Raw genomic sequence first — 26,673 nt, forward strand, 5'->3', positions numbered from 1 at the left:
TCATATACCATAAATATCACTTTTAAAGATAATTAAATTCCTGAAAGATTGCTCAATTTTTCAGGAATTGTTAAATTTGGGAGTTTTCAATTTTAAACTAAAATTAATTTAAAAATAAATCAAATGAAAGTAACTGTAGTAGGTGCAGGCGCTGTAGGAGCGAGTTGTGCAGAATACATCGCAATGAAAAACTTCTGTTCAGAAGTAGTTTTAGTAGACATTAAAGAAGGATTTGCTGAAGGTAAGGCAATGGATTTGATGCAGACAGCATCTCTTAACGGATTCGATACAAAAATTACCGGAACAACAGGAGATTACAGCAAAACTGCAGGTTCTCATGTAGCGGTGATCACTTCAGGGATTCCAAGAAAACCTGGGATGACAAGAGAAGAATTAATCGGTATCAACGCTGGTATCGTAAAAGAAGTTACTGAAAACTTGGTAAAACACTCTCCGGAGGTAATCATCATCGTAGTTTCTAACCCAATGGATACAATGGCTTACCTTGTACACAAAACTTCCGGTCTTCCTAAACACAAGATCATCGGAATGGGTGGTGCATTGGATTCTGCGAGATTCAAATACAGATTGGCTGAAGCGCTAGAAGCTCCGATTTCTGACGTAGACGGTATGGTAATCGCTGCTCACAGCGACACAGGTATGCTTCCTCTATTGAGCAAAGCGACAAGAAACGGTGTTCCTGTAACTGAGTTCCTGAACGACGAAAAACAAAAATATGTAATCGAAGAAACGAAAGTAGGAGGGGCAACTCTTACTAAATTATTGGGAACTTCTGCTTGGTATGCGCCAGGTGCGGCTGTTTCTGTAATGGTTCAGGCAATTGCATGCGACCAAAAGAAAATGATCCCTTGTTCTTTAATGCTTGAAGGTGAATACGGACAAAACGATATCTGCCTTGGTGTTCCTGCTATTATCGGGAAAAACGGTGTTGAAAGCATCGTAAACGTTACCCTGACTGCGGATGAGCAATTGAAATTCGCTGAAGCTGCTAATGCAGTAAGAGAGGTGAATGGAGATTTGAAGTTTTAATTATTGAACTTGATATATTGAAGAGGCTGTCTCATTTTTGGGACAGCCTCTTTATATTTTATAGATGGTATTTTTACAAATTCCTATCCGCTTTTTCTTTCTTTAATTTATTCCAGTTGTTGATATTAATAATTAGAATAGGAAGCAAAGCAATCGGAATTACTGTTAAAGCACTGAATCCTTTTTTGAAGGTTAAAAACATTGTGCTTAAGAATAAAAGAACGATGGCAGTCATCAACATAATAGTAAGAATTTTTATTTTCTTTTCGTTATTGATAAGTTCTTCATCGGTGTATTCGGAAATTGATTTAGTGTCTTTCATTGTTCTATTTTTTCTTAATGAGTTCAAGGGTATTAATTTTTCCAACGGGTGCTATTTTGATATTTTTATCTCCTTTTGCAACATAAAAATAATAAGAGCTGTTGATATCGATCATGTAGATATCGGTCGGTATACCGGATTCGGAAATGATCTTATAATTGTATTTTAGATTTTGAGTATTAATTCTCTTTTTAATAATATTGCCTTCACCCCATCCTAATCCTACAAAAAGAGCGAGAAGTTCAAGGGGTATAAGTGTCGCAAATATCGGAATCATCATTTTTTGTAATGTTCTTTTATCAACGTCTTGATTTATTTTATAGCTTCCTAACAGTTTTTTGCTCCAGTTTTTATCACTGTTTTTCACAAGTATTACCTGAAATAGAAAGAAGAAAAGGACAACAGAGATTATGATGATGATCAAAATAGGACTTGAAGCCATATCAGCAATCGGACTGATCAGAATGTCCGTTATGGACGAATATTTCAAAATATTTATTCCCAACTGATAAAAAAGAATACTTTCCTTTAAAAGTCCAAGAATAATAAGATATAAATAACCTAAAGGTAATAATTCTTGAATTTTTTCTAAATATTTCATTGGTCTAAGATATTATTTTTTATCTTAAATTGTTTATTTTTATTTAAAATCTAAATATTAAGAATCAATTAAATGATTGCCTGAATTCTAATGGAGAAACATGGGTCTTGCTTTTAAACAATTTACTGAAAGACTGAGGATGCTCAAATCCAAGTTCATAAGCAATCTCGCTCACAGAGAGTTGTGTAGTAGACAATTTTTCTTTGGCCTTATCAATAAGTTTTTCGTGAATATGCCGTTGAGTATATTTTAAGTTTCGGCGCGGCCGAAGGCCGCGCCGAAACTCAAAGGTTGTAAAACCTTATACTATATGATCACTTAATTTTATTCACAAAATCAACAACAGCATTCACAAACTCCCTGTTTTTCTCATAATACAAAAGATGCCCTCCGTCAATAGAAACCACTTTCTTGTCAGGGAACTGAAAGGTTTTATAATGCTGCGTTCCGACGGCTTTGTCACTTTTTCCGGTAATAATCAGTACGGGAGTCTTGATAGTTTTTGTCATTGGAGCATAATCTGCATAATATTCAGGGAAATCTTTGGGTTTTGAGATCACTGCCATTCCAAAATCAATAATTCTGGGATGGAGAGAATCTATTTTATCCATTTCTTTAATGGTTTCAATATCATCGGTGAGAAATTTATAACCCATCTTTTTTGAGCGTAAAGATTTGCTGATCTTCGAAAGTTCCATAGAAAGACTGTCACTGTGAACAGCTCTGTTTTTTTGTTGAAGAAGCTGATTTCCGTATTCGATTTGTTCTTTTACAGATTCATTGTTGAGGAAATGTAGAGTGACGTTGGCTAAAATCAATCCTTTAGTGTATTGGGGATATTTTTTGGCATAATTAACCGCGATGATTCCACCAAAAGAATGAGCCAGTAAAAAAACTTTATTGAGCTTCAGATGCTGTCTTAATTCTTCAATATCCTGAACCATTTTATCCAGATGATAGTTGTCGGATGTTTCGGATTCTCCCGATCCACGCTGATCCATATAGATCAGGGTAAGATTTTTTTCAAGATTATTACCTCCTAATAATTCAAATGAAGGATATCCTTGCCCGGGACCGCCGGGAATATAAATACAAGCTTCCCCTTTTCCCGAAACTTTAAATTTAATCTTGACATGATCCGAAGTTTCGAAAAAATTTTCATTTGCTGAAGTATGTTGAGCCGAAATATTAGCCGGAATGATAAAAAGTAATAAAATTAGCCAGATTGTTTTCATATAATGATAACAACCGGAGTGGAGGATTTATTACTAATAAGTCTGATTTAAAAGAAAAATTTAATACTTAATTTTAATTTCAATTAATTTTTTAAAATCATCCATCAAAGAACCATCCGTTACATCAATTCTGATTCCTCTGCCTTCAGCATATTTTTTTGTGTTTTTAAGCTCTGTTATGATATGTTCGGAAATATTGCTGTTACAGATTTCTTCAAAAGCTTTTTCACCGAAAACAAAGCCGATTTTAAAAAACTGATCTCGAGGCAAAAGATAAACCAGCACCCTTTTTTTATCACTTATCCTGAAACCCCAGCCGAATTTTTGACCAGAAAAGTGCCAGTCGAAGCTTGATTCCGGGTATTTCTGTAAGGTAAAAGAAAAAAGTTCGTGCCAGAATGTATAATTTTTACCCAATGCTTTTTTAAGGTCATCGTCAGAAGGTTTAACGGTCTTGTCCGTAAAAATACTTGTCATAAATTTTATTAATGAAAGATAAATTTAGAATAATTTTCAAAATTTCAAAAAGTTTTATTTCAATTAAATGATTGCCTGAATTCCAATGGAGAAACCTGGGTTTTACTTTTAAATAATTTGCTGAAAGACTGAGGATGCTCAAATCCCAGTTCATAAGCAATTTCGCTCACAGAGAGTTGTGTGGTAGACAATTTTTCTTTGGCCTTCTCAATAAGTTTTTCGTGAATATGTTGTTGGGTGCTTTGTCCCGTCAAAACTTTTAGTAATCCGGTTAGGTAACTTGGCGAAACATTGAGTTGGTCTGCCACGAACTGTACACTCGGTAATCCTTTTGTAATTAAATCTTCATTATTGAAATAATCGGTTAATAATTTTTCTAATGAATCAAGGATTTTATGATTGGAAATTTTTCGTGTAATAAACTGTCTTTGATAAAAACGTTCAGCATAATTAAGCAATGTTTCTATTTGTGAAATAATAATATTCTGGCTGAATTTATCAATATTCGAATGATATTCCTGTTGAATATTTTCTATGATCTGATGAAGGATTGTCTCTTCTTTTTCGGAAAGAAATAAGGCTTCATTCACAGAATAATCAAAAAAATCATAGTTTTTAATATTTTTGGCTAAAGAGGTGTTCCAGAGAAAATCGGGATGAATCAGTAAAATCCATCCCGTATGTTGTGCTCTCTTGTGGGTTTCAGGATCAATGGTGACCCCAAAAACCTGTCCCGGAGCCATAAAAAACATCACGCCTTCATCAAAATCATATTCCTGCTGACCATATTTTATTTTGGCATTGGAAGTTCTTTTGATGGAAATTGAATAAAAATCAAGAATCCAGCTCACTTCCTGAATATCCACATCATGTTTGATGGTGCTGTAATCCACAATACTGATCAACGGATGCTGAGGCTTCGGAAGCCCCCGAAACTGATGAAATTCCTGAATTGTTTTTATTCTAATCGGCTGTTTCATAATACGACTAAGTTAAATGTTTTTTCATGATCTCAACCTAGGAAATTGGAGCGTTAAGAAAATTAAAGCTTCATCCGTTAAGAAATTCCCACTGTCTGAAGCGCGACTAAAATATTGAACCGAAGAACAAATAATAAACTCGCGCAAGTTTTGAAAATTTTAGGATGAAGTTTTAATTTTTAGTGGAAATTTCCAAGTCTTGACTTTTTGTTTCTTTTGTGTCAGGACAAAAGAAATTAATTAAAATATACTTTAGCAAAATCCTTAGCAAAATCTTTCACCTTAATTTTTCCTAAAACCGGTCTGTTCTTAAAATAATCTTCATATAAAATATTACCTTTTCTTGCTGCATTCATTTCAACGAAACCTTTTGCCGTTTGCGGATTCATTCCTGCATTGATGAGGTTATTCAACAAATCCTCGTCAGAAATTTTCAGCCATTTCAGGTCGGGTTGACCAATGGCTTCTCCTAAAGTTTCAGCGATTTCGTTGGGTGAAATTTCTTCACTGGCAACGTATCGGATTTCCCTCCCGTTGAACGGTTTTTCCATTTCTTCTGCAATGGCAGATGCAATATCTTTCGGCGAAACCCAAGGTTCTTTTTCATCTCCACCATAGTTTTGGATGATCAGATTTTGCGATTTTATAGTTGGAATAAAGGCAAACATATTGTAATAAAATCCAACAGGACGCATGAATTTAATCGAAACATCCTCAGGAAGTTCATTAAAAACTTTCTCAATTTCATAATGAAAGGCCAGGATTCCGTTTCCTGTTTTCATGTGTGCGCCGATACTGCTTAAATGGATAATATTTTTCACTCCCGATTTCTCAATAGCTTCTTTATAATTTTTACCAATCTGGATATTTTCCTGAATAAAATTAATTTCATGATTAAAGAAAACTCCATGATTGATGGCTTCCATGGCGTAGATAATATCTGCTCCTTTGAAAGTTTGGGTTAGAAAATCCACATCTTCCATCGTTCCGATTGCTGTTTTGGCTCCTAATTTTTCAATTTCAGATTTTCTTTCCGGATTGCTGCTGATGACGGTTACGTCATGTCCTTTGCTTACTAATTCTTCTGTTAATGGTTTACTGATATTCCCCAATGAACCCGTTACAATAATTTTCATTTTGTTTGATTTTTATTGAAACAAAGTTCAGGATTACAGCAAAGTTGTGCGTAGCCGAATCTACTTTTTGTGTAGCCGAAAAATATTAGGTAGATACCTTAAACAAATAACCTTAAACTTTAAACTTATTTACCTCCGACGGCGAGACCCCAAACTCTTTTTTAAAAACATAAGAAAAATGAGAAAGGTCTTCAAAACCAAGATCAACATAGATGTCGGTCGGTTTTTTATGTTCTTTATCTAATAGAAAATAGGCCTCCTGAAGTCTTCTGTTCATCAACCATTTTCCGGGTGAAGTGTTGAAAATTGCTTTAAATTCCCTTTTAAAAGTGGATAAACTTCTTCCCGTCATAAATGCAAAACGTTCGAGACTGATGTTGAATTTATAATTATGATTCATAAATAATTCCAGATCAATTTTATGAGGAACATTGAAATTGAAGAAAATATTTTTCAGATCAGGATTGTTCTTTAGCAAAATCATCAGCAATTCTTCCCGCTTGATATCGACAAAAACATCATCCAGCTGCTCTGTCCCATTATAATAAGGCTCCAAAGACTGAATGAAATTTTTAATCAGTTTATCTTCATTAATGAATAAAAAAGAATCGGTATTATCTGTCGGTTCAGTCTGATAAGGATGGCGTTCGAGAAATTTCTTTAAAAATTTTTCATCAAAAGCAATGATTACCTTTTCAAAAGCCCCGTCTTCTTTGTATTTTGTATAACGAACCAAATGATTTTTCCGCGCAATGCAGTAATCGCCGGGTTTCATCGAGTAATGCCTGTAACCATCATACGAGACCATCGATCCTTTAAGTAAAAACAAAAAGAAATGTTCCGGGATAAATTGCTCCGGTGAAATTTCGGGACCTAAATGACAGGAGTGGAGATTGTTGAATTTCATATTATTTATTTTTCTTTTGTCTTGACACAAAAGAAACAAAAGGTCAAGACTTGGAAACTTTCACTAAAAATTAAAATTTAATCTTAAAATTCCCAAAACTAGCGCGAGTTTATTGTTTGTTCTTCGGTTCAATATTCTAGTCGCGCTTCGGACAGTGGAAATTTTTTAACGGATTAATTTTTTTCTTAACGCTTCAGTTTCCTAGGTCGTTTTTACTGTTTGTTGAAGTTTAACTATTGGTTTCTAATGAGTTTCTTCCTCAAATTTAATAAAATTTTGAACTTCGTCATTTCGAGTAGATTTTGTAAAAATCGTAGCGAGAAACTTTTAAATATAATCTTGACAAAAATTCTCGATACAAAATTATTCTTCATTTGATTACAAATAATTTCTACTCGAATTGACGGAATGTTATAGTTCTTTTACTTAATCATCAAACTGTCGGCGCTTGCCAATAAAGCTTCTTCACGCGTTCTTGGGTTCCAGTGGAGGATGGTTTTTGCTTTTTTATTGGACATTTCTTTGTAGAATTCCTGTCCGATAGGCTCTAATTTCTGAATCTTTGCCGTGTATTGTGGTCTTTCTTTTTTGAACAATTCGGCAACGTCGTAGAAACTCATTACTCCGTCTGAAGTGGCGATAAAACGTTCTCCGGCAGCTTCAGGACTCAACATTGCTTTGATGTGAATATCTGCGACATCTCTCACATCTACAACGCCCATCGTGAAAGTTGGAGTGTATTCCAGGTTTCCGTTCAGGATGCCGGAAACGGCAACATCAAGCGAAGCAGAAGTAATTCCGCCAATTGAAGGACCAAAAATCCCGACTGGATTGATGACCGTAAGTTCCAAACCATTCCCTTCTTTTTCGATAAATTCCCAGGCGGATTTTTCAGCAACGGTTTTTGATTTGATGTAAGCTGGAAGTTCGGCATTCGCATCCGTCCAATCTTCTTCCGTGAAAACATGATCTTTGATATCAATACTGTAGCCGACTGCTGCGAAAGAAGAGGTGAGAACCACTCTTTTTACCCCCGCATCACGCGACGCCTTCAAAACACGCAATGCACCGTCTCTTGCGGGAATGATGAGTTCGTTTTCATCTTTCGGATCTTGAGCAGGGAAGGGCGATGCGACGTGAAGGACATAATCGCAATCTTTTACGGCTTCATCCCAGTTGTTATCGCTTGTAAGATCAGCTTCAATGAATGAAAGGTGCGAGAAATCTGTAATTCCTCCTTCTTCCAATGCTTTTACAATATTTTCTTTTTTTGAAAGTGAGCGAAGTGTTGTTTTCACTTCATAACCTTGTTGAAGCATTTGCAGCACAGTATGAACTCCCAAAAATCCTGTTCCTCCCGTTACCAAAACTGTTTTCTTTGTATTTTCCATTTTTATTTAAATTTTACAGTACAAAGTTGGGGAATATTTGGAGTGGGGATTTTGTTGTGGGGTTCAATTTTTGTTTGTTGTGGAGGTCAATAATTTTTAAGTTAATAACAAAAAAATCCCTCACGAAAAACCGCGAGAGATCAAATAAAATATATGGAATATTCCTTTTCAGGAAAGACTTTTAATTATTGAAAGTAGCGAAAGCGCCTTCCGAAGCGGCAAAGAAATTATCATACAACAAACCTGTATTTCCTACACGAATTTCGTAGATGTTTTCCTGAAGTGCTTTTACAAAGTCATTGGCAACATCTGAAGCAGGAATTCCGTTTTCTCTGCCTCCGATTTCTACAGAAAAATCTGTGTTTACCAAAGGTGGCATTAATTCAAACACTTTTACATTGGTATCTTTTGCCAGCTGATATCTTAAAATTCTTGTGTGAGAGTGAAGTGCTGCTTTTGAATCTGAATAGGTCGGAACATGTGAACCCGGAACGAAGCCTACAATTGAAGAAACGTTGACAATCGCTGCTTCAGTTTGTTCTTTTAATAAAGGAAGAAATTTTTCTGTCAGTCTGATCGGGGCAAAATAATTTGTTGTAAATTCAGCCAATGCTTTGCTGTACGTGTCAGAATTTTCTGAAATGGTGTAATAATGGGCATGACCTGCATTGTTGATCAGGATATTCAAACCTCCGAAAGTTGTTTTTACTTCGTCGTACAGTCTGTTGATGTCACTTTCATTCGTAATATCAGCCTGAATGGTGAAAACATTTTCTAAATCTTTTGCCGCAGCGTCTAATTTTTCTTTGTTTCGTCCAACAATGATAATTTTATTTGCCGGACTTAATGCTTTTGCAATTTCTAAACCGATTCCTGAACCTCCGCCAGTGATCAAAATGGTGTTGTTTGTAATGTTCATAATAATTTGTTTTTGTTTAAGTTATATTTAAATTTATAAATTGTACTATTTGGTACAAAATTGAGTAAAAAATTTTTGCTTGTCTAAGCTGGAAGCTGATGAGGAGTGTTGGAAGTTATCTTCAGACTGCTTATTTAATATAGTTAGTAACCTCCAGCCTCAAACTTCCAGCTTCCATCCTCTATTCCAACATCTTCAAATTCATTTCTATCAAGGAGCGCAGGATTTTTGGTGAGTTTTCCATGCGTCTTGTGACGTGAACTCCGTTCCAGAGATTGGTGAGATGCCAAGCCAGAATCTCAGGATCTTCTGCATTTTTAATTTGGCCTGTTTCCTGTGCTTTCCGGATTTCTTCGGCAAAAAGCTGCTGCAATTTTCTTAATATTTTTGCAGAAATTCTTTTTATATCTTCATCTTTTTCCGACAGCTGAACCAATGAATTTCCTAAATAACAGCCTCTTTCTTTCTCGCAATCTGAGGAATCGGCCTGCATTAAAAAAAACTTTTTGATGAATTCAATTCCGTTTCCAGATTTTGCCATTCCTTCTGCCAGTTTTTTGTAAAAATTTTCAGAAAACTGTTCGATTGATTTGATGTACAATTCCTGTTTTCCTCCTTTGAAAGCCAAATAAAAACTTCCTTTTCCTATTCCCATGGCATTTAGCAATTCGTCTGCGGAAGCGGTGTCGTAGCCTTTATTTCTAAAGACTTCGGTTGCTTTTTGGATCGCTTCCTGTTCGTCGAATATTTTTGGTCTTCCTGCCATTTCTTTATTTTGATGAGACAAAGGTATATAATTGTACCGATTAGTACAAAATAAAATTTCAAATATCTTTTATAGTTTTTGTCAATAACGATTTATTTGTTGGTTGTTTTTTGTTGGAAAACGCAAAGACGCAAGGATTTTTAAAATACTATATTTTTTAAGGCGCAAAGATTTTATCTACGATAAAATTTCGTTGAATATTGGAATCTTTGATTTCTTGTGCCTTAAAAACAGTCTTTAATTAATAAAACTTGCGTCTTTACGTTAATGAAAAATTTACTCTTAAGTTAAGATATCAAAACTCATGAACAAAGCTGTTTCCGTGGAGTCTTTGTACAGTTTTGTATTGATTCCTGTAAAACGGAAACCTGCATTCTGATAAAATTTGATGGCGGGATAATTGGTGTTCTGAGTTTCCAGTTCGACCAGTCTGCATTGGAGTTCTCGCGCTTTTCGGTTGATATTTTTAATGAATAATTTCCCGATACTTTGTCCACGATATTTCTCATCAATTAAAATATTCTCAATAAAGAGACTGTTGTTCCATTCTCTGAAATCACAGATTGCCCAACCGATTAATTCGTCATTTTCAAAAGCTCCGAATGAGTTTCCTTGCAAAATAATTTCATGAAGTTCGTGGATATCGTCGGAATTTGTTTCCCAGATTTTTTTATAGTATTGATTTTTTTCTCTTAAGCTGAATTCAAAAGAACTCCCGATTTCAATGGCAGAAACGGCGAAAATTTTATCGGTTTCATAGCCGTTGAATCCCCAGTTGAGGGTGGGGTTGGTGGTGAGAGGTTCAAGTTTTTTAATCTCGATCATTATGCAGAGGGATATTTATAAATTTAGTACAAAAAGATACAAAAGCTAGTATTGAACAATTTACAGTTTAGTTCTTTGAAAACAAAAGTATTCAAAAGAATAAAAATCATAACTTATGTGTTTATCTTTTATATCTTTTGTGGTTAAATAAAAAATTTGAAAAGAACAGATTATATTTTACAAGTTCTATTGTTAGTTTTTACTCGCTTGTTGTTTTAATAATACTCTAAATAAAATATAACAATCAAAATTAATTATAATTTCACATACCCAAATCATCAAAACCCGTACATTTGTTCCCAATAAAAATTTACCAGATGCTTAGGAAAATTTCGATTGCGGCGGCTACTTTCCTGTCCGTAGTTACAATCAATGCGCAGAAGAACAAAAACAGTCAGTTAGAAAGGCCAAAATTAGTTGTAGGTTTGGTGGTAGACCAGATGAGGTGGGATTATTTGTACCGTTATTACAGCAAATATGGCAATGACGGCTTCAAAAGGCTTTTAAATACAGGATATTCTCTGAATAATGTTCATATTCCTTATGTTCCTACGGTGACAGCTTTGGGACATGCTTGTATTTATACGGGTTCGGTTCCGGCGATTCACGGGATTGCAGGAAACGACTGGAATGATAAGGAAACAGGCCAAAACGTATATTGTACAACTGATGAAAATGTAAAACCTGTCGGAACTACCAATGCAAAGGTGGGAAGCCACTCTCCGAAAAACCTTTGGTCTACAACCGTTTCAGACGAATTGAGACTGGCGACAAATTTCCAGGGGAAAGTAATCGGTGTTTCTCTGAAAGACAGGGCTTCGATTCTTCCTGCAGGTCATACGCCCAACGGAGCGTTCTGGTTTGACGATTCTTCGGGAGATTTCATTACGAGTACCTGGTATATGAATGATTTGCCACAATGGGTAAAAGCGTTCAATTCTCAGAATTTACCGGATAAATTGGTTGCCAATGGCTGGAATACTTTATTGCCGATCAATCAGTATACCGAAAGTTCACCGGATAATTCTTCGTGGGAAGGATTGCTGGGAAGTGCCAAAACCCCAACTTTCCCTTACAGTAATTTAGCAGCTGATTACCAAGCGAAAAAAGACAATATCCGCTATACACCTTTTGGAAATACATTGACTTTAAAGTTGGCTGAAGCGGCTGTAGATGGAGAGAAATTGGGAAATGATGATGTTGTGGATATGTTGGCGGTCAACCTCGCTTCAACGGATTATGCAGGACATAAGTTTGGTCCGAATTCTATTGAGGTAGAAGACGTTTATTTAAGACTGGATCAGGATTTGGCTCAGTTTTTCAGTTATCTCGATTCTAAAGTAGGAAAGGGGCAATACACGGTTTTCCTTTCTGCTGACCACGGTGGAGCGCATTCTGTAGGATTTTTGGAAGAACATAAAATTTCAACAGGTTTCTTCGGAGAAGGAATGGAAAAAGGAATTAATCAAAAATTAAAAGATAAATTCGGGGTTGATAAGCTGATCAATGCTGTTGACAATTATCAGATCTATTTCGATAGAAAGTTGTTGAAAGACAATAAGATCGAGCTGAATGACGTAAGAGATTTCACCATCAAAGAATTGGAAAAAGATCCGACGGTTTTATACGCAGTTTCGGTGGATGAAGTACAGGAGGCGACTATTCCGGAGCCTATCAAACAAAGGATTATTAATGGAATCAACAGACAGAGAAGCGGTGATATTCAATTGATTTCTCATGATTCTATGCTTCCTCCGTATTCAAAAACAGGAACGACGCACAGTGTCTGGAATTCGTATGATTCGCACATTCCGTTGATTTTTATGGGTTGGGGAATTCAGCATGGGGAAAGCAATAAACCTTACTTCATGACGGATATTGCGCCAACAGTTTCTTCATTGTTAAAAATTCAGTTCCCAAGTGGAAATGTTGGAAATCCGATCACGGAAGCTATTGGAAAATAAGTAATTAAGCTATTGAAATATAAATCCTTAACCGAAAAAGTTAAGGATTTTTTTAGGGTTAAATTTTAATTAAATATAAATCTTACTGTTATCAATTTTCACCAGATTCTGTTTTTCCATTTTCTTAATGGTTCTGATGACGGTTTCTATCCTTAGTCCTGTAAGCGAAGCCAATTGCTGTCTTGTATAAGGGATGAGAAAAGAAAATTTTTCTTTAAATCCGAAATGAGCCTTTACGTGATTCATGATAAGATGCAATTTAGTTAAAGGGTCTTTAAAAGAAAACGGGGCAGAAACGATATAGCGGTAATGCATACGATCTGCGGTATAAGAATACATATTGAGGATGAGTTCGGGATTTTTTAGGACAAGTTCGATTAATCTCTTCTTTTCAAGTTTTATAACGCTGCAGTCGGTAACTGCAATTGCATTGACGGCGTAGTTTTTATTGTTAAAAAGATACGTTTCGGCGACACAATGACCATCAAAAGGAATCCCGTGGATAAACTCTTTGCCGTCTTCCAGGAAACTGCTGAGCTTTACCGTACCAGATTTTATCTGAAAGTAATATTTCGGAATGCTTCCTTCTTCAAAAATAAACTCACCGGAGTTATAATTTTGAAGTTCTGCTCCGTGGGAAAACAACAGGTTTTCACTGATGATCATATTTTCTTAGTATTTATTTGATATAAAATTAACAAATAAACGGATTGCTTGGAAATTAATAAGTACCACATAGATGCCCCAGAAGCGCTTTAGCTGTGGGAATTTATGTGGGATAACTCTAAAATTACGAGCGGATCATTTGCTGGATTTCTTTATGATACTTTTTATTTTCTTTTCTGATCTTAAAAATAAGAATCAAAAGTATAGCAATAACTAAAGTTCCGAAGCCTATCACCGAAGCTATTAAATAATAATGACGTCTTTTGAGCTCTTCACTTTTCAAAAATGTTTCCTTATTGTGATTGTCGATGGACTGGTTGATGGAGTTTAGCTCATTCTGTGTTCTTTGAAAGTGCATTTCAAAATACTTTTTGTTGTACACCTGATATAGGTTCTGATTTCCCATCGCCAGGTAATTGTCGGCCATTTCTTTATAAATTCCTTCATTAAGGATAAGATCGCCGGTATTTTTACAAAGATTTTCTGCTTTTATCAAAAGATTTAAAGCCATTTGATGTTCTCGCTTTTGTTTATACAGTTCAGACATTCCCTTTAATGCAAAGGCTTCAAGGCTTTTTGCCTGGTTTTCCTGAGCATAATGAATGGATTGTAAGAAAGCCTGTTCCGCCTTATCGTTCTGATTTAGATTAAGATAGCAATAGCCGATATTGTAATAAACCACGCTCATATTGGCATATGTCGACTTTTTCTGACCTATTTTTTCGAAATGTTCTACGGATTTTAAAAATTTTTCAAGGGCAATTTCAGAATTCGATTGGCTTTTGTAGATCATCCCCCGAATCGCATTGATTCTGGCAGTTTCGAAATGTTTTTCACGGGTATCGTCCGGAAGTTTTGATAAATATTGATCTGCTTCATCCAGTGTTTCAAGACTTTTGCTGAACAATTCCATTTGCTGGTACTGTATCGCCACCGAAACCAGAACTGTGGTCTGGGTTTTCGGATCATTCGTTTTCTGGGCAAGTTCTTTCGCTTTTAAAATATATTTCAAAGAGATGTCAAAGTCTCTTTTTGCAATATTCGCCGTTGAAAGCAGCAGATAGATTGCGATTAATTTTTTGACGTCTTTTTCTTTTTTAAGTAAGCTTTTGCCAATATTGATGGCCTTTTCGGGATTATCGTAGATTTCCAGCTGTGCTTTTTTCATCAAAGAATCATCAGAAATTTTCTGCCCGGAAAATGAATTCTGGAAACCTAAAAATAAGAGTAATATTAATTTTATAATAAATTTCATGACGTTCTGCTTTTGCTGATTTCCTGAATATAAGCGTTGGGAGACATCCCTGTCACCGATTTAAAAATAGTCGTAAACGCGCTGTGAGAGGAGAATCCGGAGTATTCTGCGAGATAACTTACTTTATAATTAAGATAAGTCGGATCTGTTTTCAATAAATGCGCGATGTGATTAATTCTCAATTCATTAATATATCCGTTAAAATTCTTCCCTTTGTTATTATTAATAACTTCAGAGAGGTATTTTGTGTTCACGCCCATTTGTGTGGAAAGCATTGAAAGCGACATATTTTTGCTTAAAAATTGGTCAGTTTCTTCCCATTGTTCAAGTTTTTGAAGAATTTCGTCTTCTTTTTCCTTTGATATTTTGTTGGAATCTTTTTCTGTGCTTTTATCAATGCTTAGAATTTCTTCCTTTTTGGGAACATCAGTATGTAACGGAATTGTTTTCTTACGTGTTTTCTGTTTTTCAAAAAATTCGAACTGCTTTTTTAGATCTTTTCTTTTTGTTTTTAAAGCTAAAAAATAAATAATCAAACCAATGATAATCAATGAAAAAACTGAAGCAATAATCCAGAAACGTTTTAATTGATTTTGTTTTTGGAACTCAATGTTTTTGTTCTGGGAACTTTCAACAAGTTTTACGATATACCGGATACCTTCTTTGGTGCTGGAATCTATTTTTGCTGTGTTTTCGCTGTACAGTTTATAGTATTCATGATACTTTTCGTCGTTATGAAGAGCAAAATAATTTTTGGATAATGATTCGTAAATTTTCGTTTTTAATGTATTAAATGGCAGATTTTCAATGTTGGCAAGACCTTTTTCCAGTTGTTGGATAGAAGAATGATAATCACCTTTTATGAAATAATAACGCGAAAAATTTTCATAAGCCAGTGCCAATAAAAAAGGTTGGTTTTCTTCTTTTTCAAGCTTTAAAATGACATTTTCGATTATTTTTCTGGCTTCGGAAGTTTTATTTTTTTTTAATAAATAGGAAGAACGGAAGATATTATTTTCAATGGCGATGATTTTATTTTCTTCATTGTGATAATCTATGTATTGATCACTTTTATTAAGATTTTCCAGCATAGAAATATGGTTTCTGCTGATTCCAAAGTTCAGAGCCTGAAGCTGATATAGTTTGGCAACAGTGATCCGCATTTTTTTGTCTTCACTTTTTAACAGCTTCGGATCCGACAAAAGATTAGAGATAATTCTCTGAGACTGATTGTACAGATCCAGATTCTGATACTGATCTGCAAGATTGTAATCTCCAAACGTCTGCATAAAGTAGGAAAGCCTTTTGTCTTCATCGGGTTCTTCCTTTTGCGTGGAGATATTGACAGACTGTACATAATCGCCTTTCATGGCATAAGCCTGAGAAATGATATTCCGTAAAACGATTTTGTGCTCAATGTTTTTGTCGCTGTTCAGGATGCTTAAAGAATAATTGATACAGTCATCAGGATTTTGATATAATTTCTGAAAAGCCTTGTCTGCCAAAATGCTGAAGTCGGGGCTGGACTGTGCGCTCAGGAAAGCCGAACACAATAAAAAGAATATGATCTGAATGTTTTTTTTGGGCATTTCTTTTTTCAAAAAAATGTTTTTAGGTTGATTTTTTTTAGCCTTCTTACAATCTGTCCTCAAAGTAGAATTTTTATATAGTATTGGTTTTTAATTATTTAAATTTTTAATTCTTTTAAATTTCACGAATTCTGTAAGTCAAAAGCTTTTTAAAAGGTAAATATAATATTAATATTGTTTCCACCAATTCAAAATATTAATCCAAGGAATATGAAAAACATTTACAAAATTTCACTAAAAGTATTGGCCGCTTATTTCTTGTTTAATTGTTTTTATTCAAATGCACAATTAACGGTAATGGCAGTAGGAAATTATACGGTAGGAGGTGTATCTGACAATGGCGTGGTAAGTATGCATACCGGTGGTGGCGGAATTTTCAAATGGGATGCGGTGAACGGACTGGTTTCTATCGGTTCCTTAACCAATGGTTATCCACAAGCCGGAAGAACATTGGTCTCAAACGACGGAATGAAGATCGGTTCTACCATGACGAACGGAGCCACCAATTTTAATGAAATATCAACTTATGACGTAGCAACTTCCACCTGGACGAATCAGGGAGGTTTGGTTTCTACGGGCTGGGACGGAAGTGTAAGCTCAACCTGGGGAATGACACCTGCCGGAAATACATTGGTAGGACTGGGTTGGCTGACAGGAGCCACAGCTCACGCCGTAAAATGGACACCGCAAGGTGGAGTAGTAGATCTTGGAAGCATGGTGGCGGAAAGAAGTTCCAGAGCCAATGCAGTGAACACAGACGGAACAGTGATTGTAGGCTGGCAAGACGAGATTGACGGTACAAGAAGCGGCGCAAAATGGGTAAATGGCGTCGAAAGCTTCATTACGGATACCAGCGGAAATAATGTAGGCGAAGCAGGAGCTGTTTCTGCCGACGGAAATACAATAATAGGATCGGCAATGCCCAATCCATACGTCTGGAACAGTACTTCCGGACTTACATACATAATACATCCAAATTCCTCTGCCTTCTTCAGAGGAGGAGCAACGGGGATTTCTGCTGACGGCGGAACGGTTATTGGCTTTTTTAGACCATTCCCGGGACCTCCGATGGCTGGAGAAGGCTTTATATGGACGATGGCAGGAGGACGTGTTAATTTAAATGATTTCTCAGTTAGTTTAGGAATTGCTACAAACGGAGTGACTATGTCTCTTCCGTTGGCAATTTCCCAGGATGGAAAAAAAATCGCCGGTATTGGAACCAATTCTTCCGGTCAGGTGGTGGCTTTTTATCTTGATCTTACACAATATCTGTCTGCAAATGATATTGTTAAGGCTGAACACGACATATCAATATATCCAAACCCTGTAAAGGACATTCTTTACATTAAAAAAGGAAAAGAAAAAATAGAAAAAGCTGAAATTTATAATATGGTCGGTCAAAAGGTAAGGACGTTCTCATCTGTTGAGAGTCAGATCGATGTATCGTCTTTATCAAAGGGAAATTATGTGTTAAATTTATTATTTGTGAAAGGGGAAGTTTCACAGAGTTTTACATTCATTAGACAATAAAGAATAAAATTAGGCAATACACACTTAAATGAACCCAGACCAATAAACCCGCAGAATTTCTGCGGGTTTTCCAGTTAAAATGAATAGTGATGAAATATGGGTTTATTTTATTTTACGGGTGTTGCTCTTATTTGTATTTGGTCGGCCGTTCCTTCTCCAAATATGAGTGTATAGCCTTGATCGCTGGCGCCGCCGCCTTTTAGGGCTACCGTATAATTTCCGGCTGGCAAGGTCAGAATACTGCGTGGAGTCATGTAATAGTAGCCTCCAATCACATTTCCGTTGACGCTGGCTGTGTTGGTATAGGATTGTGAACAGCTTCCAAATTGCGAATCTGTGGGGATTCCTGCCGGTGCACTGGTGAAAACAAAAAAGGTTTTGGCCAGTTTTGCAGAACTATCAGTTAATGGCGACCCGTTTTGGGTAAAAGTTGCGGATATATTAGCATTAAATTCAACAATGGATTCTCTGTCGAGCGTAAATGTTGGCAGAGTAATTAAAGTTGTTTCTGCATAAGTACTGGCATCCGGTACAATAAGACTTCTCGCTGAAAGTTGATCTGTAATGGTTCCTCCCGTAAGCATTCTTACTTCCCGCGAGGTAGATTTTCTCATCCATTTGGTTCCGTCATTGTAATATTCTCCGGGATAGACTGCATTGGTAGCGGAAGAAGTATTGGTGGCGGTATTATACACCGTCATTCCTGCAATATGGGTGGAAATAGGGGCTGGGTTGTTGGTGGCTGTGAGTGCAACTCTTGGAAGTATTAAACCTTTATTGGTGCTGCTTAGCTCTAAAACGGCATTGGTATTAGGTGATGAAATACCTATCCCTATCTGTGCAAATAAAATTGAATGAAACAGCACAAATACTAAAAAAAGTAAAGTAATTTTTCTCATACACTTATTAATTATGTTTGGTGGCAAAATTATAAAATATTTCTCTAATTATTGATTTCAATATAGTTGGTTTGATTGATTTTTTAAATTGTAGTTATTTATTTGTGTATTTTATTGTTAATTTAATAATTTTTACTAATATTTTTTTCTTTAACATTAAATAATTAATAAAAATTTTATTAGAAAAAATATAAATCTCTATGTTTTGATTATTACATATTAAAAAGAGGATAATAATTTTTTTTAAAGATTAGGCATAAAAAAACTGCTTAAAAAAAGCAGTTTATATTTTAGTCGATTTCTTCTTCGTCATCATCATATTGTTCGAGAAAATAGGTGAACGTGAAATCTTCCAGCTCTTCTTCCGCATCTTCAAGAGTGGTCAGAAGATCTTCAAAAATCTCAAGCTGATCGACGGTCATGTTTACAAACTCTAGATGCAGCGGCATTTCCAGATCACCTGTAAGTACATCATAAAGTGCATCCAGATTTTCTCCGAAATGTTCAGGAAGCGGAAGCTTTTCTTTTAATTGGGCATAAAAGTCTTCATAATCTCCTATGTCCGTGAAATCTATATATATTGTTTTCATATTGTATTGAATTTCCAGTTTTTATTAATTAAAATTTCTTTACATTTTTCGCAAAAGTCAACTTCTTCATTTGTCGGGTTTTTACCTTCGGCATCTCTCATGAAGCATTTTTTTTCAGGGCAATGTTTTAATCCTTGAGTATGACCCAATTCATGAATGGCTATTTTGAAAAACTGCTCATTAGAATTTTCTTTATTTAATCTAAAGCTAGAGGCAACACATGCCTTACCAGGTCTGAAGCCTAAGCCCATCACCCCAAAATCTTTGACTTTTCCTTTGGTGACACTGATGTCTTTGGAGGTTAAAGCAAGGGTGACAAAACCATTTTTTGTTCTTTTATCTAAAAATTTAATGATAGAGTCTGCTCTGTATCGATTTCTGTCTTTGTAATAAGCATTTGTCGGAAAATCAATGGGTTGTAAGATTTTCACATTAGGGTAAACCTTTTTGATCTCGTTGGTTACAAACTGTACGTTTTCCGGCTTTATATCTTTAAAAGGTTGTACTAAAATGACAATTGTAGCTTTTTCCTTAATTTTTTCCTGTTGTTTTTCTGAACATGAAAAAAGGAAGGTTAAACAAACAAAAAACAGAATGAAATTATTTACTTTCATGTTTCTAGAGATTGCTTCTTCGCTCCGCTCATCGCAATGACCAGGCTACTGCTTTTCAAAGCTCTTGTAATGATTTTTAGTAAGATAAACATCACCGTTTTTCGTAAAAATAATCCGGTCGGCATTTCTGTTTCCACAGTTGTAATTGACATCGGCTTCAAAATAATTCTCTCCTTTCGGTAATGTTCCTTCTCTGTTGCTGAACTTGTCTCCACCGATCGCTTTGCCGGGCAAAACGTCACAAAGATTTCCTTTTGAAGGATTCCAGCCCAGCTCTCTGGCTTTATTTTTTGTAATATAATAATCAGGAAGCTTGTGGTTTTGTTTTACATAATTGATCACTGTTTTTTCTTCCGTTAATTGATCAATGCGTTGTTGATCCGAATATTTGGGATCGGGTGTTCCGTCAGGAAGTTCTCCCGGAGCATGGTATCTCGGGCGGCTGTCAATGGTACTATTTTCTTTTTTATCAGCGATAAAATTATTATAAATATACATTACCGACATCCCGAAAAGAAGCCCTAAACAAATGAAAAACAGAGATCTTTTTTTACTGTTCATGATTATCAATTTAAAAATGTATCAATGTAACAGTCTAGCAATTAAAACATCATTGATAAACTATTACATTGTTAAATTGTTATATTTATTAGTTTTCCCTCCATTCTTCCGGAACATCACAGATCGGAATAGGAACCATCTTATGTTTTGCTGCTTTGTGCATTCTGTCGAAAATCATGAAAACTTCTTTGTCGCGACCTTCATAGTCTTCCACTGCTTTTGTGCCGTATTCTTTCTGGATTTTTTCCAACTCAGGATAACTTGCCCCGATTTGGTCTTCGTCTGTTCTGTCGGCATCCCAAAGTCCGTCAGTAGGAATGGCATTCTGTATACTTTCAATTAGATTTAAAGCTTTTGCCAATTCATAAACTTCTGTTTTATAAAGGTCTGCAATAGGGGAAACGTCGACACCACCGTCGCCATATTTAGTATAGAAACCGATACCGAAATCCTCAACTTTATTTCCTGTTCCGCAAACTAAAAGCCCATGAAGTTGCCCAAAATAATACAACGTCAGCATTCTGAATCGTGATCTTGTATTGGCCAAAGACAGATTATTGCTCCATCTTCCTTCTACATGATCGTGTACGATGTTTTCGAAACTTTCAAAAACGGGAGTCAGATTGATGGTTTTCCCTTGTACGTTCGGGAATTTTTTCTTCAAATCTTCAATATGATCCTGTGCACGGTTTACCTGATCTTCTTTTTGGCGAATCGGCATTTCCAAAAGCAGAACTTCAAGTCCCGTCATGGCGCAAAGCGTAGAAACCACACCAGAATCCACACCTCCCGAAACTCCGATTACATATCCTTTTACATTCGCTTTTACAGCATAATCTTTCAGCCAGCTTACAATATGGTCGATTACTTTTTGTGTCTGCATTATTTATCTTTTTTTGTTATTAAATGAAAACTTCAAAATTAAAGGTTTTGTGGGTATTTTTAAAGAAATTTATCACGTTTCAGCTCATACCAGAAACAGATTCCGTCAGGTTCGGTGAATTCACCGGTTTGTTCGAAACCCAGTTTTCTTAAAATATGGTTGGAGCCCTCATTTTCGGAATGGGCATGAGCGTAAATTGTATCAATATTTAAATCATTAAATCCAAAATCAAGGGAAGCTTTTGCAGCCTCCAAAGCATAACCTTTTCCCCAGAATTCCGGTAAAAAACGGTAACCGAGATCGTAAACGTTTTTATACCCGTTGATTTCCTGGGTTAATAATTTTAATCCGCTCCAGCCGATCAGCAGACCGCTGTCTTTTTCTACCACAGCGAGTCTTCCAACGCCATTATCAATATATTGCTGACGGATCATCTCAATGATTTTCTTGGATTCGTTGATATCTGAAACGGGTGGCATTCCAATATATTTCATGACTTCCGGATTAGAATCCAGGAGAAACATCCGTTCATCATCCGTTTCTTCAAATTTTCTTAATATCAGTCGGTTAGTTTTTAGGTGCATTGCTTGGTCTTTGTGGAAGTGAAGAATTGGAAGGGGCAGGAGTAGTTTTGGCTGCTTTTCCTCTTTTAATATCTTCCTCTTTTAAAGGATTGTTATTGGTGATAAGGTTTTCTAAATTCGGATTTTCAGAAACATCCAGCTGTTTGATCTGGTTATTTTCCAAATTCAGGGTGATGAGCTTCTTCAATGGTTTTACATCAATAGAAGTCAGGCTATTGGATGATAAAAGAAGTTCATTGATTTCAGGTGTGTTTTTCAGTGAAATCTGAGTAAGTTTATTGCCATTAAGATATAAAGAGGTTAAACTTTTCAGATTTTCGGCTTTAAATGTTAATAAATTACAGGCTTCACATGAAAACAGCGTTAGGTTGTTTAGGTCTTTAATATCAAGACTTATGATGATTGCTCCATCGAGAACAATGGTCTGAACGTTTTTAAAAAGGTTGATGTCTTCCGCAGATCGAAGCTGTATCTTGTTTGAAACGAATAAGTTGGTGACTTTATCTGCTTCAGACTGATCGATGGCTCCGTCTTTATTCAGGTCATAATTTGCCAGGACGGTTTTCTCAAATGTCTTGTCACTGAAAGTGAGCTTTTGTGCATTGAAACAGGAAACAGCGAGTAAAAAACCAAGGAAGGTAAATATTTTCTTTTTCATCTTTGAATTATGTTTAAATCATTATTTTTGTAAACTTTAATTTCATGTAAAAATATGAAGATTTTCAGAACTATTGCGCTTTCTTTACTATTAGTTTTAGGTTTAAGTTCTTGTAAAAAAGAATCTAAAAATCAATGGAATGTCGAAGTCAAAAATCCTGCCGAAAAGGTAGAAATCACAGATATTTCGAAAGAATTTTATGACCAGAATATTTCTTTGGATCAGTTTAAAGCAAAATTCCCATGGTTTCAGGGAACAGTGCCTGATGCAGATTTTGGGAAACGAAGAGCAGATCAGGGAGAAATTAAAATTTACAAAGAAGCAATCGGGAAAATAGATCAGAAAAAGCTTCAGGAGGATCTTCAGGATTTGTTTTCTCATATTAAATACTATTTCCCACAGTTCAAAAGTCCGAAAGTATTTTTGTTTTCTTCGGCTTTACAGATGGTTCAGGATCCTATTTTTTATGATGCTAAAGGAAACCTTCTTTTCATCGATATAACAGGTTTTATGGGTGATGGAAACCCGAATTACAAAGGCTTGGAATTGTATTTCCAGAAATCTATGAATCCTAATAATATTGTACCGAAAGTATCGCAGATTTTTGCGGAAGGATTTGTAAAAGAATCTCCGGATCATCAGAAATTTATCGATCAGATCATTCTTAATGGTAAAATAATGATGCTTCAGGATGCTTTTTTACCGACTTATCCTGAGTATCTGAAAATGAACTATACCCAAAAACAATATGAATGGGCAGTAGCCAATGAAGCAAATGTCTGGAACTATTTTGTGGAAAATAACCTGATTTTTGGTGATGATCACAGATTGGCAGACCGCTTCATCGCTCCCGGACCATTTTCAAAATTTTATACGGAAATCGACAACGAATCTTCTCCTCAAATAGGAATTTTCACCGGATGGCAGATTTGCAAATCTTATTTTAAACAAAAGCCGGAAACAAAACTACAGGATTTCCTGAATATGGATGCAACGGTGATCTTTAATCAATCGGGCTATAAGCCGAAACTGGATTAATAGATAATTTTAAATAAATAAGGTCTTCAAATTTTTTTTGAAGACTTTTTTATTTTACTACTTTGTATTGCATATTACTTTTTAATTATATATTTGCAATATAAAAAACACTTATGAACGAAATAATCAATATCCAGAATCTGACTTTTGGATTTTCAAAGAATAAGGCTATTCTTAAAGATATCAGCCTTTCTGTACCCAAAGGAAGTATCTACGGTTTTCTGGGAGCCAACGGAGCCGGAAAATCTACTACAATGAAAATGCTTATCGGCAATATTCCCGATGAAAAAAAAGCCATAAAAATTTTTGATAAAAACCTGTCTGAATTTTATCCTGATGGTTTCAACAGGGTAGGAAGTCTGATCGATACTGCAACGTTTTACGATCACTTATCAGGATGGGATAATCTTCTGGTGGTTTCAGAATTAAGAAATCTTCCGAAAACCGAGTGCGAAAGAGTACTCCATCTGGTAGACCTTTGGGAGAGCCGAAACATGAAAATGAAGAAGTATTCTTTGGGAATGAAACAAAGACTGGCCATTGCCATGACACTTCTCGGAAAACCAGAACTTCTGATTTTGGATGAGCCGGTGAATGGCCTCGACCCCAACGGAATGGTAGAAATTCGTGAACTTCTTATAAAATTGAACAAAGAAGAAGGCGTTACTATTTTTATTTCGAGCCATTTGTTACAGGAAGTAGAAAAAATGATTACACATCTTGCCATTATTTCTCATGGTGAAATAAGATTTTCGGGAAGCATAAAAGACCTGAACGAGCTTTATCGGTACAATCATATCAGAATCGGAATTAATAATGCTTCAGGATTTATTTCAAAAATTCCGGAAAATTATTCACCTAAAATTTTTGATGAAAATACCCTGGAGATTACCGTAGAATCCCAAAAAGATATTACCAACCTGGTAAAACATCTGGTGAATATCGATGCAGAGATTTTCGAAATAAAAAGCACTGCCGGACTTGAAGACTGGTTCATGGAAATAACAAAAAATTAAACACACTCTAGATGAAAAAATTACTTACAACAACCAAAGTAGAATGGTTGAAAATAAAAGGACTGGGATTGACCTATCTGGCTATAATTCTGGGAGCATTTATCCCATTATTATTTTTTGTAATAAATCCTTTTGGGAGAAACACGGTTTTGGAAGATAGACCTCCATATTCTATGTTTCAAGTTTTTATTTTAGAGAATGTTCAGGCTTTTATACTTTGCATGCTATTGATCTTTATGATTATTGCGGCAAGTAAAATAGCACAGCTCGATCATAAAAATAATTGTTGGCAGCTTATTGAAACGCAGCCCATTACAAAAGCTCACATTTATTTTTCAAAGTATATTGTTCTTTTGATATTATGTTTTTTGTGTATAGCTTCATATTTCATATCCAATTTCCTATTATCACTGGCTGATTTTTATGTACATCCTGATCCTGCCAAAATATTAACTTTTGATATACTCTGGGCGTTAAAGACCTTTCTTCGAATGTGTATCGCAGTCTTAGGAATTGCAGCATTACAGTTGTGTATTTCGGTTGTTTTCCCCGGATTTATCTGGTCTTTTCTGATAGGTATTTTGGGATTATGCCTTAATCTTACCTCTGTAGCAAGAAGTGAAAATTTTACATTTTCTCCCTATAATTCATTATATATTTTTGGAAATTCTTTTGAAGTAAGAAATTTAAACAGATTTATCTCTTTTTCCGAATATTTAAGCATCTTTTGGGTAATAGTATTTTTGATTATAGGATATTTTTGGTATTCAGGAAAGAGCTTTAAAACTGCATTTTTTAAGGATAAAAAAAAGATTGTTTTTTCTGTTTTATTTCTAATGATAGGATCAGGAATATTTTATTTTTTACAAAAGCCGATAGCTTATAAAGCTGATAAAGAAGGGGTAACTATTGATGGGGAACTAAAAACAATCCTTAAAATAGATACAATAAAAATCTATTCTAATGATTTTCATAAAAAGATTGCTTCCATACCTGTGAAAAATAATAAATTCAGCTGGACAACGACTGAAAAAATTCCTTTTGACGAATATCTTGTAGAATATGGAGGAAAGAAAATACCTTTAATCTTTGGTAGCGGGGATTGGTTTCATTTAAATATTGAATGTAATACGTCGTACAATAAAATATTCTTAAAATCCAACAGAAAAGCAGATCAGGTTTATCAGGAAGATGAACAGCTTGGAAGTGCTTTTGAGAAGGTTTTAAACGATGAAAATGCATCAGACCCTCAGGAATTTTATAAAGCTGCAGAAACAGACTGGAAACGTAATGTAAAAAAGCTTGAAAATTTTGCAGATGCCGAAAATCATGCACTTTCCGGTGAATATAAGGCTTATAAAAAACAGTTATTAGCCATCAAATACCTGAATGAAATCAATAATTACAGAAAAATAACTTCATCTACGGACTCTAAATTTGCTCCGCCTAAAGAATTTTTAGATGAATTAAATGAAAATATTCAGAGACCGACTTATCTTCTCAGCAAAGATGATGAATATCTTCAATACAAGCTGGATCAGATGCTCGACGGTAAGAAAGTGGTTTCCAATCCGGATAGTATACTTTTTGTAAAACTTGATGAGCTTCCTCAAAGTTTGGAAAAAGACCGCCTTCTCGCAAAGCATCTGAATGAAAATATTGAACTGCAAACAGACAGTGCGGCGAGATATAAGATATTTAATTCCCAGATTAATAAAATTCAAAATAAAGATTATAGAGACAGGCTCTATGCTTCATTTGAGCAAATTAATATATCTAAAAAAGGAGTGCCATTTCCCAATCTTGTTTTATTGGATGATAAAGGTAAAACTTCAGAATTATCACAATATCGCGGAAAGTATGTAGTGATCGATTTATGGGCAAGCTGGTGCGCACCATGCAAGAAAATCCGTCCGGTGTTTGAAACAAGAAGCTATCAATACAGATATGCAGATAATATTCGCTTTATTTCTGTAAGCATCGATCAGGACAAAACAAAATGGGCAAATTATCTTAAAACAAAGCCGTCGGAAGTTCCTCAATACTGGATGCCAAATGCCGAACAGTTTATGGATAAGTATAACATACAAATGATACCAAGATTCGTCATTATCGATCCTCAAGGTAAAATATTTAATCTAAATGCGCCATTTCCTGATGAAGATAATTTCGTAGAAATTTTGGATAAACTGAAGAAATATTAACTTTGCACCAAAT

27 protein-coding genes and 1 pseudogene are annotated in these 26,673 nt (G+C 35.3%); 6 read left to right on the forward strand and 22 right to left on the reverse strand.

Translation table 11 applies throughout. The features are described 5' to 3' along the window. The first annotated feature begins 123 nt into the window (after positions 1 to 123). Positions 124 to 1,050: a malate dehydrogenase gene (locus BMX24_RS01890; RefSeq protein WP_089790390.1), complete on the forward strand. Its 927-nt coding sequence runs from the start codon at positions 124 to 126 to the stop codon at positions 1,048 to 1,050. A gap of 73 nt (positions 1,051 to 1,123) precedes the next feature. On the opposite strand, the gene BMX24_RS01895 is transcribed toward BMX24_RS01890, so the two are convergent. The 12 genes and pseudogenes from BMX24_RS01895 to BMX24_RS01950 all read right to left on the reverse strand — a co-directional run bounded on the left by BMX24_RS01895 (position 1,124) and on the right by BMX24_RS01950 (position 10,609). Beyond that, positions 1,124 to 1,372, reverse strand: coding sequence for a hypothetical protein (locus BMX24_RS01895; RefSeq protein ID WP_089790391.1), 249 nt, complete (start codon positions 1,370 to 1,372; stop codon positions 1,124 to 1,126). A 4-nt stretch (positions 1,373 to 1,376) separates the two neighbouring features. Further along, a complete protein-coding gene (locus BMX24_RS01900; protein WP_089790392.1) occupies positions 1,377 to 1,973 on the reverse strand; it encodes a hypothetical protein in 597 nt (198 codons plus the stop codon). Between the two features lie 64 nt (positions 1,974 to 2,037). Then, a pseudogene (locus BMX24_RS01905) lies at positions 2,038 to 2,217 on the reverse strand (helix-turn-helix domain-containing protein); the annotation flags it as partial. Positions 2,218 to 2,287: 70 nt separating this feature from the next. Beyond that, positions 2,288 to 3,208, reverse strand: coding sequence for an alpha/beta fold hydrolase (locus tag BMX24_RS01910; RefSeq protein WP_089790393.1), 921 nt, complete (start codon positions 3,206 to 3,208; stop codon positions 2,288 to 2,290). Between the two features lie 60 nt (positions 3,209 to 3,268). Continuing rightward, positions 3,269 to 3,685, reverse strand: coding sequence for a DUF3788 domain-containing protein (locus tag BMX24_RS01915; RefSeq protein ID WP_089790394.1), 417 nt, complete (start codon positions 3,683 to 3,685; stop codon positions 3,269 to 3,271). Between the two features lie 59 nt (positions 3,686 to 3,744). Further along, positions 3,745 to 4,665 carry a helix-turn-helix domain-containing protein gene (locus BMX24_RS01920; RefSeq protein ID WP_089790395.1) on the reverse strand — a complete coding sequence of 307 codons (921 nt, stop codon included), beginning with the start codon at positions 4,663 to 4,665 and terminating at the stop codon, positions 3,745 to 3,747. A 236-nt stretch (positions 4,666 to 4,901) separates the two neighbouring features. Then, positions 4,902 to 5,801: an NmrA family NAD(P)-binding protein gene (locus BMX24_RS01925; protein WP_089790396.1), complete on the reverse strand. Its 900-nt coding sequence runs from the start codon at positions 5,799 to 5,801 to the stop codon at positions 4,902 to 4,904. Positions 5,802 to 5,913: 112 nt separating this feature from the next. After that, entirely contained in the window at positions 5,914 to 6,708 is a 795-nt protein-coding gene (locus BMX24_RS01930) for a helix-turn-helix transcriptional regulator (RefSeq protein WP_089790397.1), read from the reverse strand. Positions 6,709 to 7,130: 422 nt separating this feature from the next. Beyond that, positions 7,131 to 8,099, reverse strand: coding sequence for an SDR family oxidoreductase (locus BMX24_RS01935; RefSeq protein WP_089790398.1), 969 nt, complete (start codon positions 8,097 to 8,099; stop codon positions 7,131 to 7,133). A 181-nt stretch (positions 8,100 to 8,280) separates the two neighbouring features. Further along, positions 8,281 to 9,018, reverse strand: a complete 738-nt coding sequence (locus tag BMX24_RS01940) for an SDR family oxidoreductase (protein ID WP_089790399.1) — start codon at positions 9,016 to 9,018, stop codon at positions 8,281 to 8,283. 181 nt (positions 9,019 to 9,199) lie between these two features. Then, complete coding sequence (locus BMX24_RS01945; RefSeq protein ID WP_089790400.1) at positions 9,200 to 9,784, reverse strand: TetR/AcrR family transcriptional regulator; 585 nt, start codon at positions 9,782 to 9,784, stop codon at positions 9,200 to 9,202. A gap of 282 nt (positions 9,785 to 10,066) precedes the next feature. Further along, entirely contained in the window at positions 10,067 to 10,609 is a 543-nt protein-coding gene (locus BMX24_RS01950) for a GNAT family N-acetyltransferase (protein ID WP_089790401.1), read from the reverse strand. Positions 10,610 to 10,926: 317 nt separating this feature from the next. Here BMX24_RS01950 and pafA point away from each other — a divergent pair, with 317 nt between their 5' ends. Continuing rightward, complete coding sequence (pafA, locus tag BMX24_RS01955) at positions 10,927 to 12,573, forward strand: alkaline phosphatase PafA (RefSeq protein ID WP_089790402.1); 1,647 nt, start codon at positions 10,927 to 10,929, stop codon at positions 12,571 to 12,573. Between the two features lie 69 nt (positions 12,574 to 12,642). Here pafA and BMX24_RS01960 read toward each other — a convergent pair whose 3' ends face one another. The 3 genes from BMX24_RS01960 to BMX24_RS01970 form a co-directional block, all read right to left on the reverse strand. After that, positions 12,643 to 13,239 carry a Crp/Fnr family transcriptional regulator gene (locus BMX24_RS01960; protein ID WP_089790403.1) on the reverse strand — a complete coding sequence of 199 codons (597 nt, stop codon included), beginning with the start codon at positions 13,237 to 13,239 and terminating at the stop codon, positions 12,643 to 12,645. A gap of 124 nt (positions 13,240 to 13,363) precedes the next feature. Continuing rightward, positions 13,364 to 14,494 carry a tetratricopeptide repeat protein gene (locus tag BMX24_RS01965; protein ID WP_089790404.1) on the reverse strand — a complete coding sequence of 377 codons (1,131 nt, stop codon included), beginning with the start codon at positions 14,492 to 14,494 and terminating at the stop codon, positions 13,364 to 13,366. Continuing rightward, positions 14,491 to 16,083: a helix-turn-helix domain-containing protein gene (locus BMX24_RS01970; protein WP_089792686.1), complete on the reverse strand. Its 1,593-nt coding sequence runs from the start codon at positions 16,081 to 16,083 to the stop codon at positions 14,491 to 14,493. Before BMX24_RS01970 ends, BMX24_RS01965 begins: the two co-directional genes overlap by 4 nt. Positions 16,084 to 16,293: 210 nt before the next feature. Here BMX24_RS01970 and BMX24_RS01975 point away from each other — a divergent pair, with 210 nt between their 5' ends. After that, a complete protein-coding gene (locus BMX24_RS01975) occupies positions 16,294 to 17,613 on the forward strand; it encodes a T9SS type A sorting domain-containing protein (protein WP_089790405.1) in 1,320 nt (439 codons plus the stop codon). Between the two features lie 107 nt (positions 17,614 to 17,720). Here BMX24_RS01975 and BMX24_RS01980 read toward each other — a convergent pair whose 3' ends face one another. The 7 genes from BMX24_RS01980 to BMX24_RS02010 form a co-directional block, all read right to left on the reverse strand. Next, on the reverse strand, positions 17,721 to 18,512 hold the full coding sequence (locus BMX24_RS01980; protein WP_089790406.1) for a hypothetical protein: 792 nt from the start codon (positions 18,510 to 18,512) through the stop codon (positions 17,721 to 17,723). Between the two features lie 290 nt (positions 18,513 to 18,802). Then, the gene (locus tag BMX24_RS01985; protein WP_089790407.1) at positions 18,803 to 19,102 is read right to left on the reverse strand and encodes a barstar family protein; all 300 of its coding nucleotides are present in this window, start codon (positions 19,100 to 19,102) and stop codon (positions 18,803 to 18,805) included. Further along, the gene (locus BMX24_RS01990) at positions 19,099 to 19,716 is read right to left on the reverse strand and encodes a matrixin family metalloprotease (RefSeq protein WP_089790408.1); all 618 of its coding nucleotides are present in this window, start codon (positions 19,714 to 19,716) and stop codon (positions 19,099 to 19,101) included. Before BMX24_RS01990 ends, BMX24_RS01985 begins: the two co-directional genes overlap by 4 nt. A gap of 45 nt (positions 19,717 to 19,761) precedes the next feature. Beyond that, complete coding sequence (locus BMX24_RS01995) at positions 19,762 to 20,277, reverse strand: ribonuclease domain-containing protein (protein ID WP_089790409.1); 516 nt, start codon at positions 20,275 to 20,277, stop codon at positions 19,762 to 19,764. A gap of 88 nt (positions 20,278 to 20,365) precedes the next feature. Beyond that, entirely contained in the window at positions 20,366 to 21,160 is a 795-nt protein-coding gene (gene nadE, locus BMX24_RS02000; protein ID WP_089790410.1) for an NAD(+) synthase, read from the reverse strand. 59 nt (positions 21,161 to 21,219) lie between these two features. Further along, on the reverse strand, positions 21,220 to 21,744 hold the full coding sequence (locus tag BMX24_RS02005; RefSeq protein ID WP_089790411.1) for a GNAT family N-acetyltransferase: 525 nt from the start codon (positions 21,742 to 21,744) through the stop codon (positions 21,220 to 21,222). Then, positions 21,728 to 22,402, reverse strand: a complete 675-nt coding sequence (locus BMX24_RS02010) for a hypothetical protein (RefSeq protein WP_089790412.1) — start codon at positions 22,400 to 22,402, stop codon at positions 21,728 to 21,730. The genes BMX24_RS02005 and BMX24_RS02010 overlap by 17 nt, the downstream gene beginning before the upstream one ends. Positions 22,403 to 22,456: 54 nt before the next feature. Between BMX24_RS02010 and gldB the strand changes: the two genes are divergently transcribed. The 3 genes from gldB (at position 22,457) to BMX24_RS02025 (ending at position 26,660) form a co-directional block, all read left to right on the forward strand. After that, complete coding sequence (gene gldB / locus BMX24_RS02015) at positions 22,457 to 23,440, forward strand: gliding motility lipoprotein GldB (protein WP_089790413.1); 984 nt, start codon at positions 22,457 to 22,459, stop codon at positions 23,438 to 23,440. A gap of 113 nt (positions 23,441 to 23,553) precedes the next feature. Continuing rightward, positions 23,554 to 24,456, forward strand: a complete 903-nt coding sequence (locus BMX24_RS02020) for an ABC transporter ATP-binding protein (RefSeq protein ID WP_089790414.1) — start codon at positions 23,554 to 23,556, stop codon at positions 24,454 to 24,456. 11 nt (positions 24,457 to 24,467) lie between these two features. Then, positions 24,468 to 26,660: a thioredoxin-like domain-containing protein gene (locus tag BMX24_RS02025; protein WP_089790415.1), complete on the forward strand. Its 2,193-nt coding sequence runs from the start codon at positions 24,468 to 24,470 to the stop codon at positions 26,658 to 26,660. Positions 26,661 to 26,673: the final 13 nt, after the last annotated feature.

This window comes from Chryseobacterium wanjuense, assembly GCF_900111495.1.
Classification (GTDB): Bacteria; Bacteroidota; Bacteroidia; order Flavobacteriales; family Weeksellaceae; genus Chryseobacterium; species Chryseobacterium wanjuense.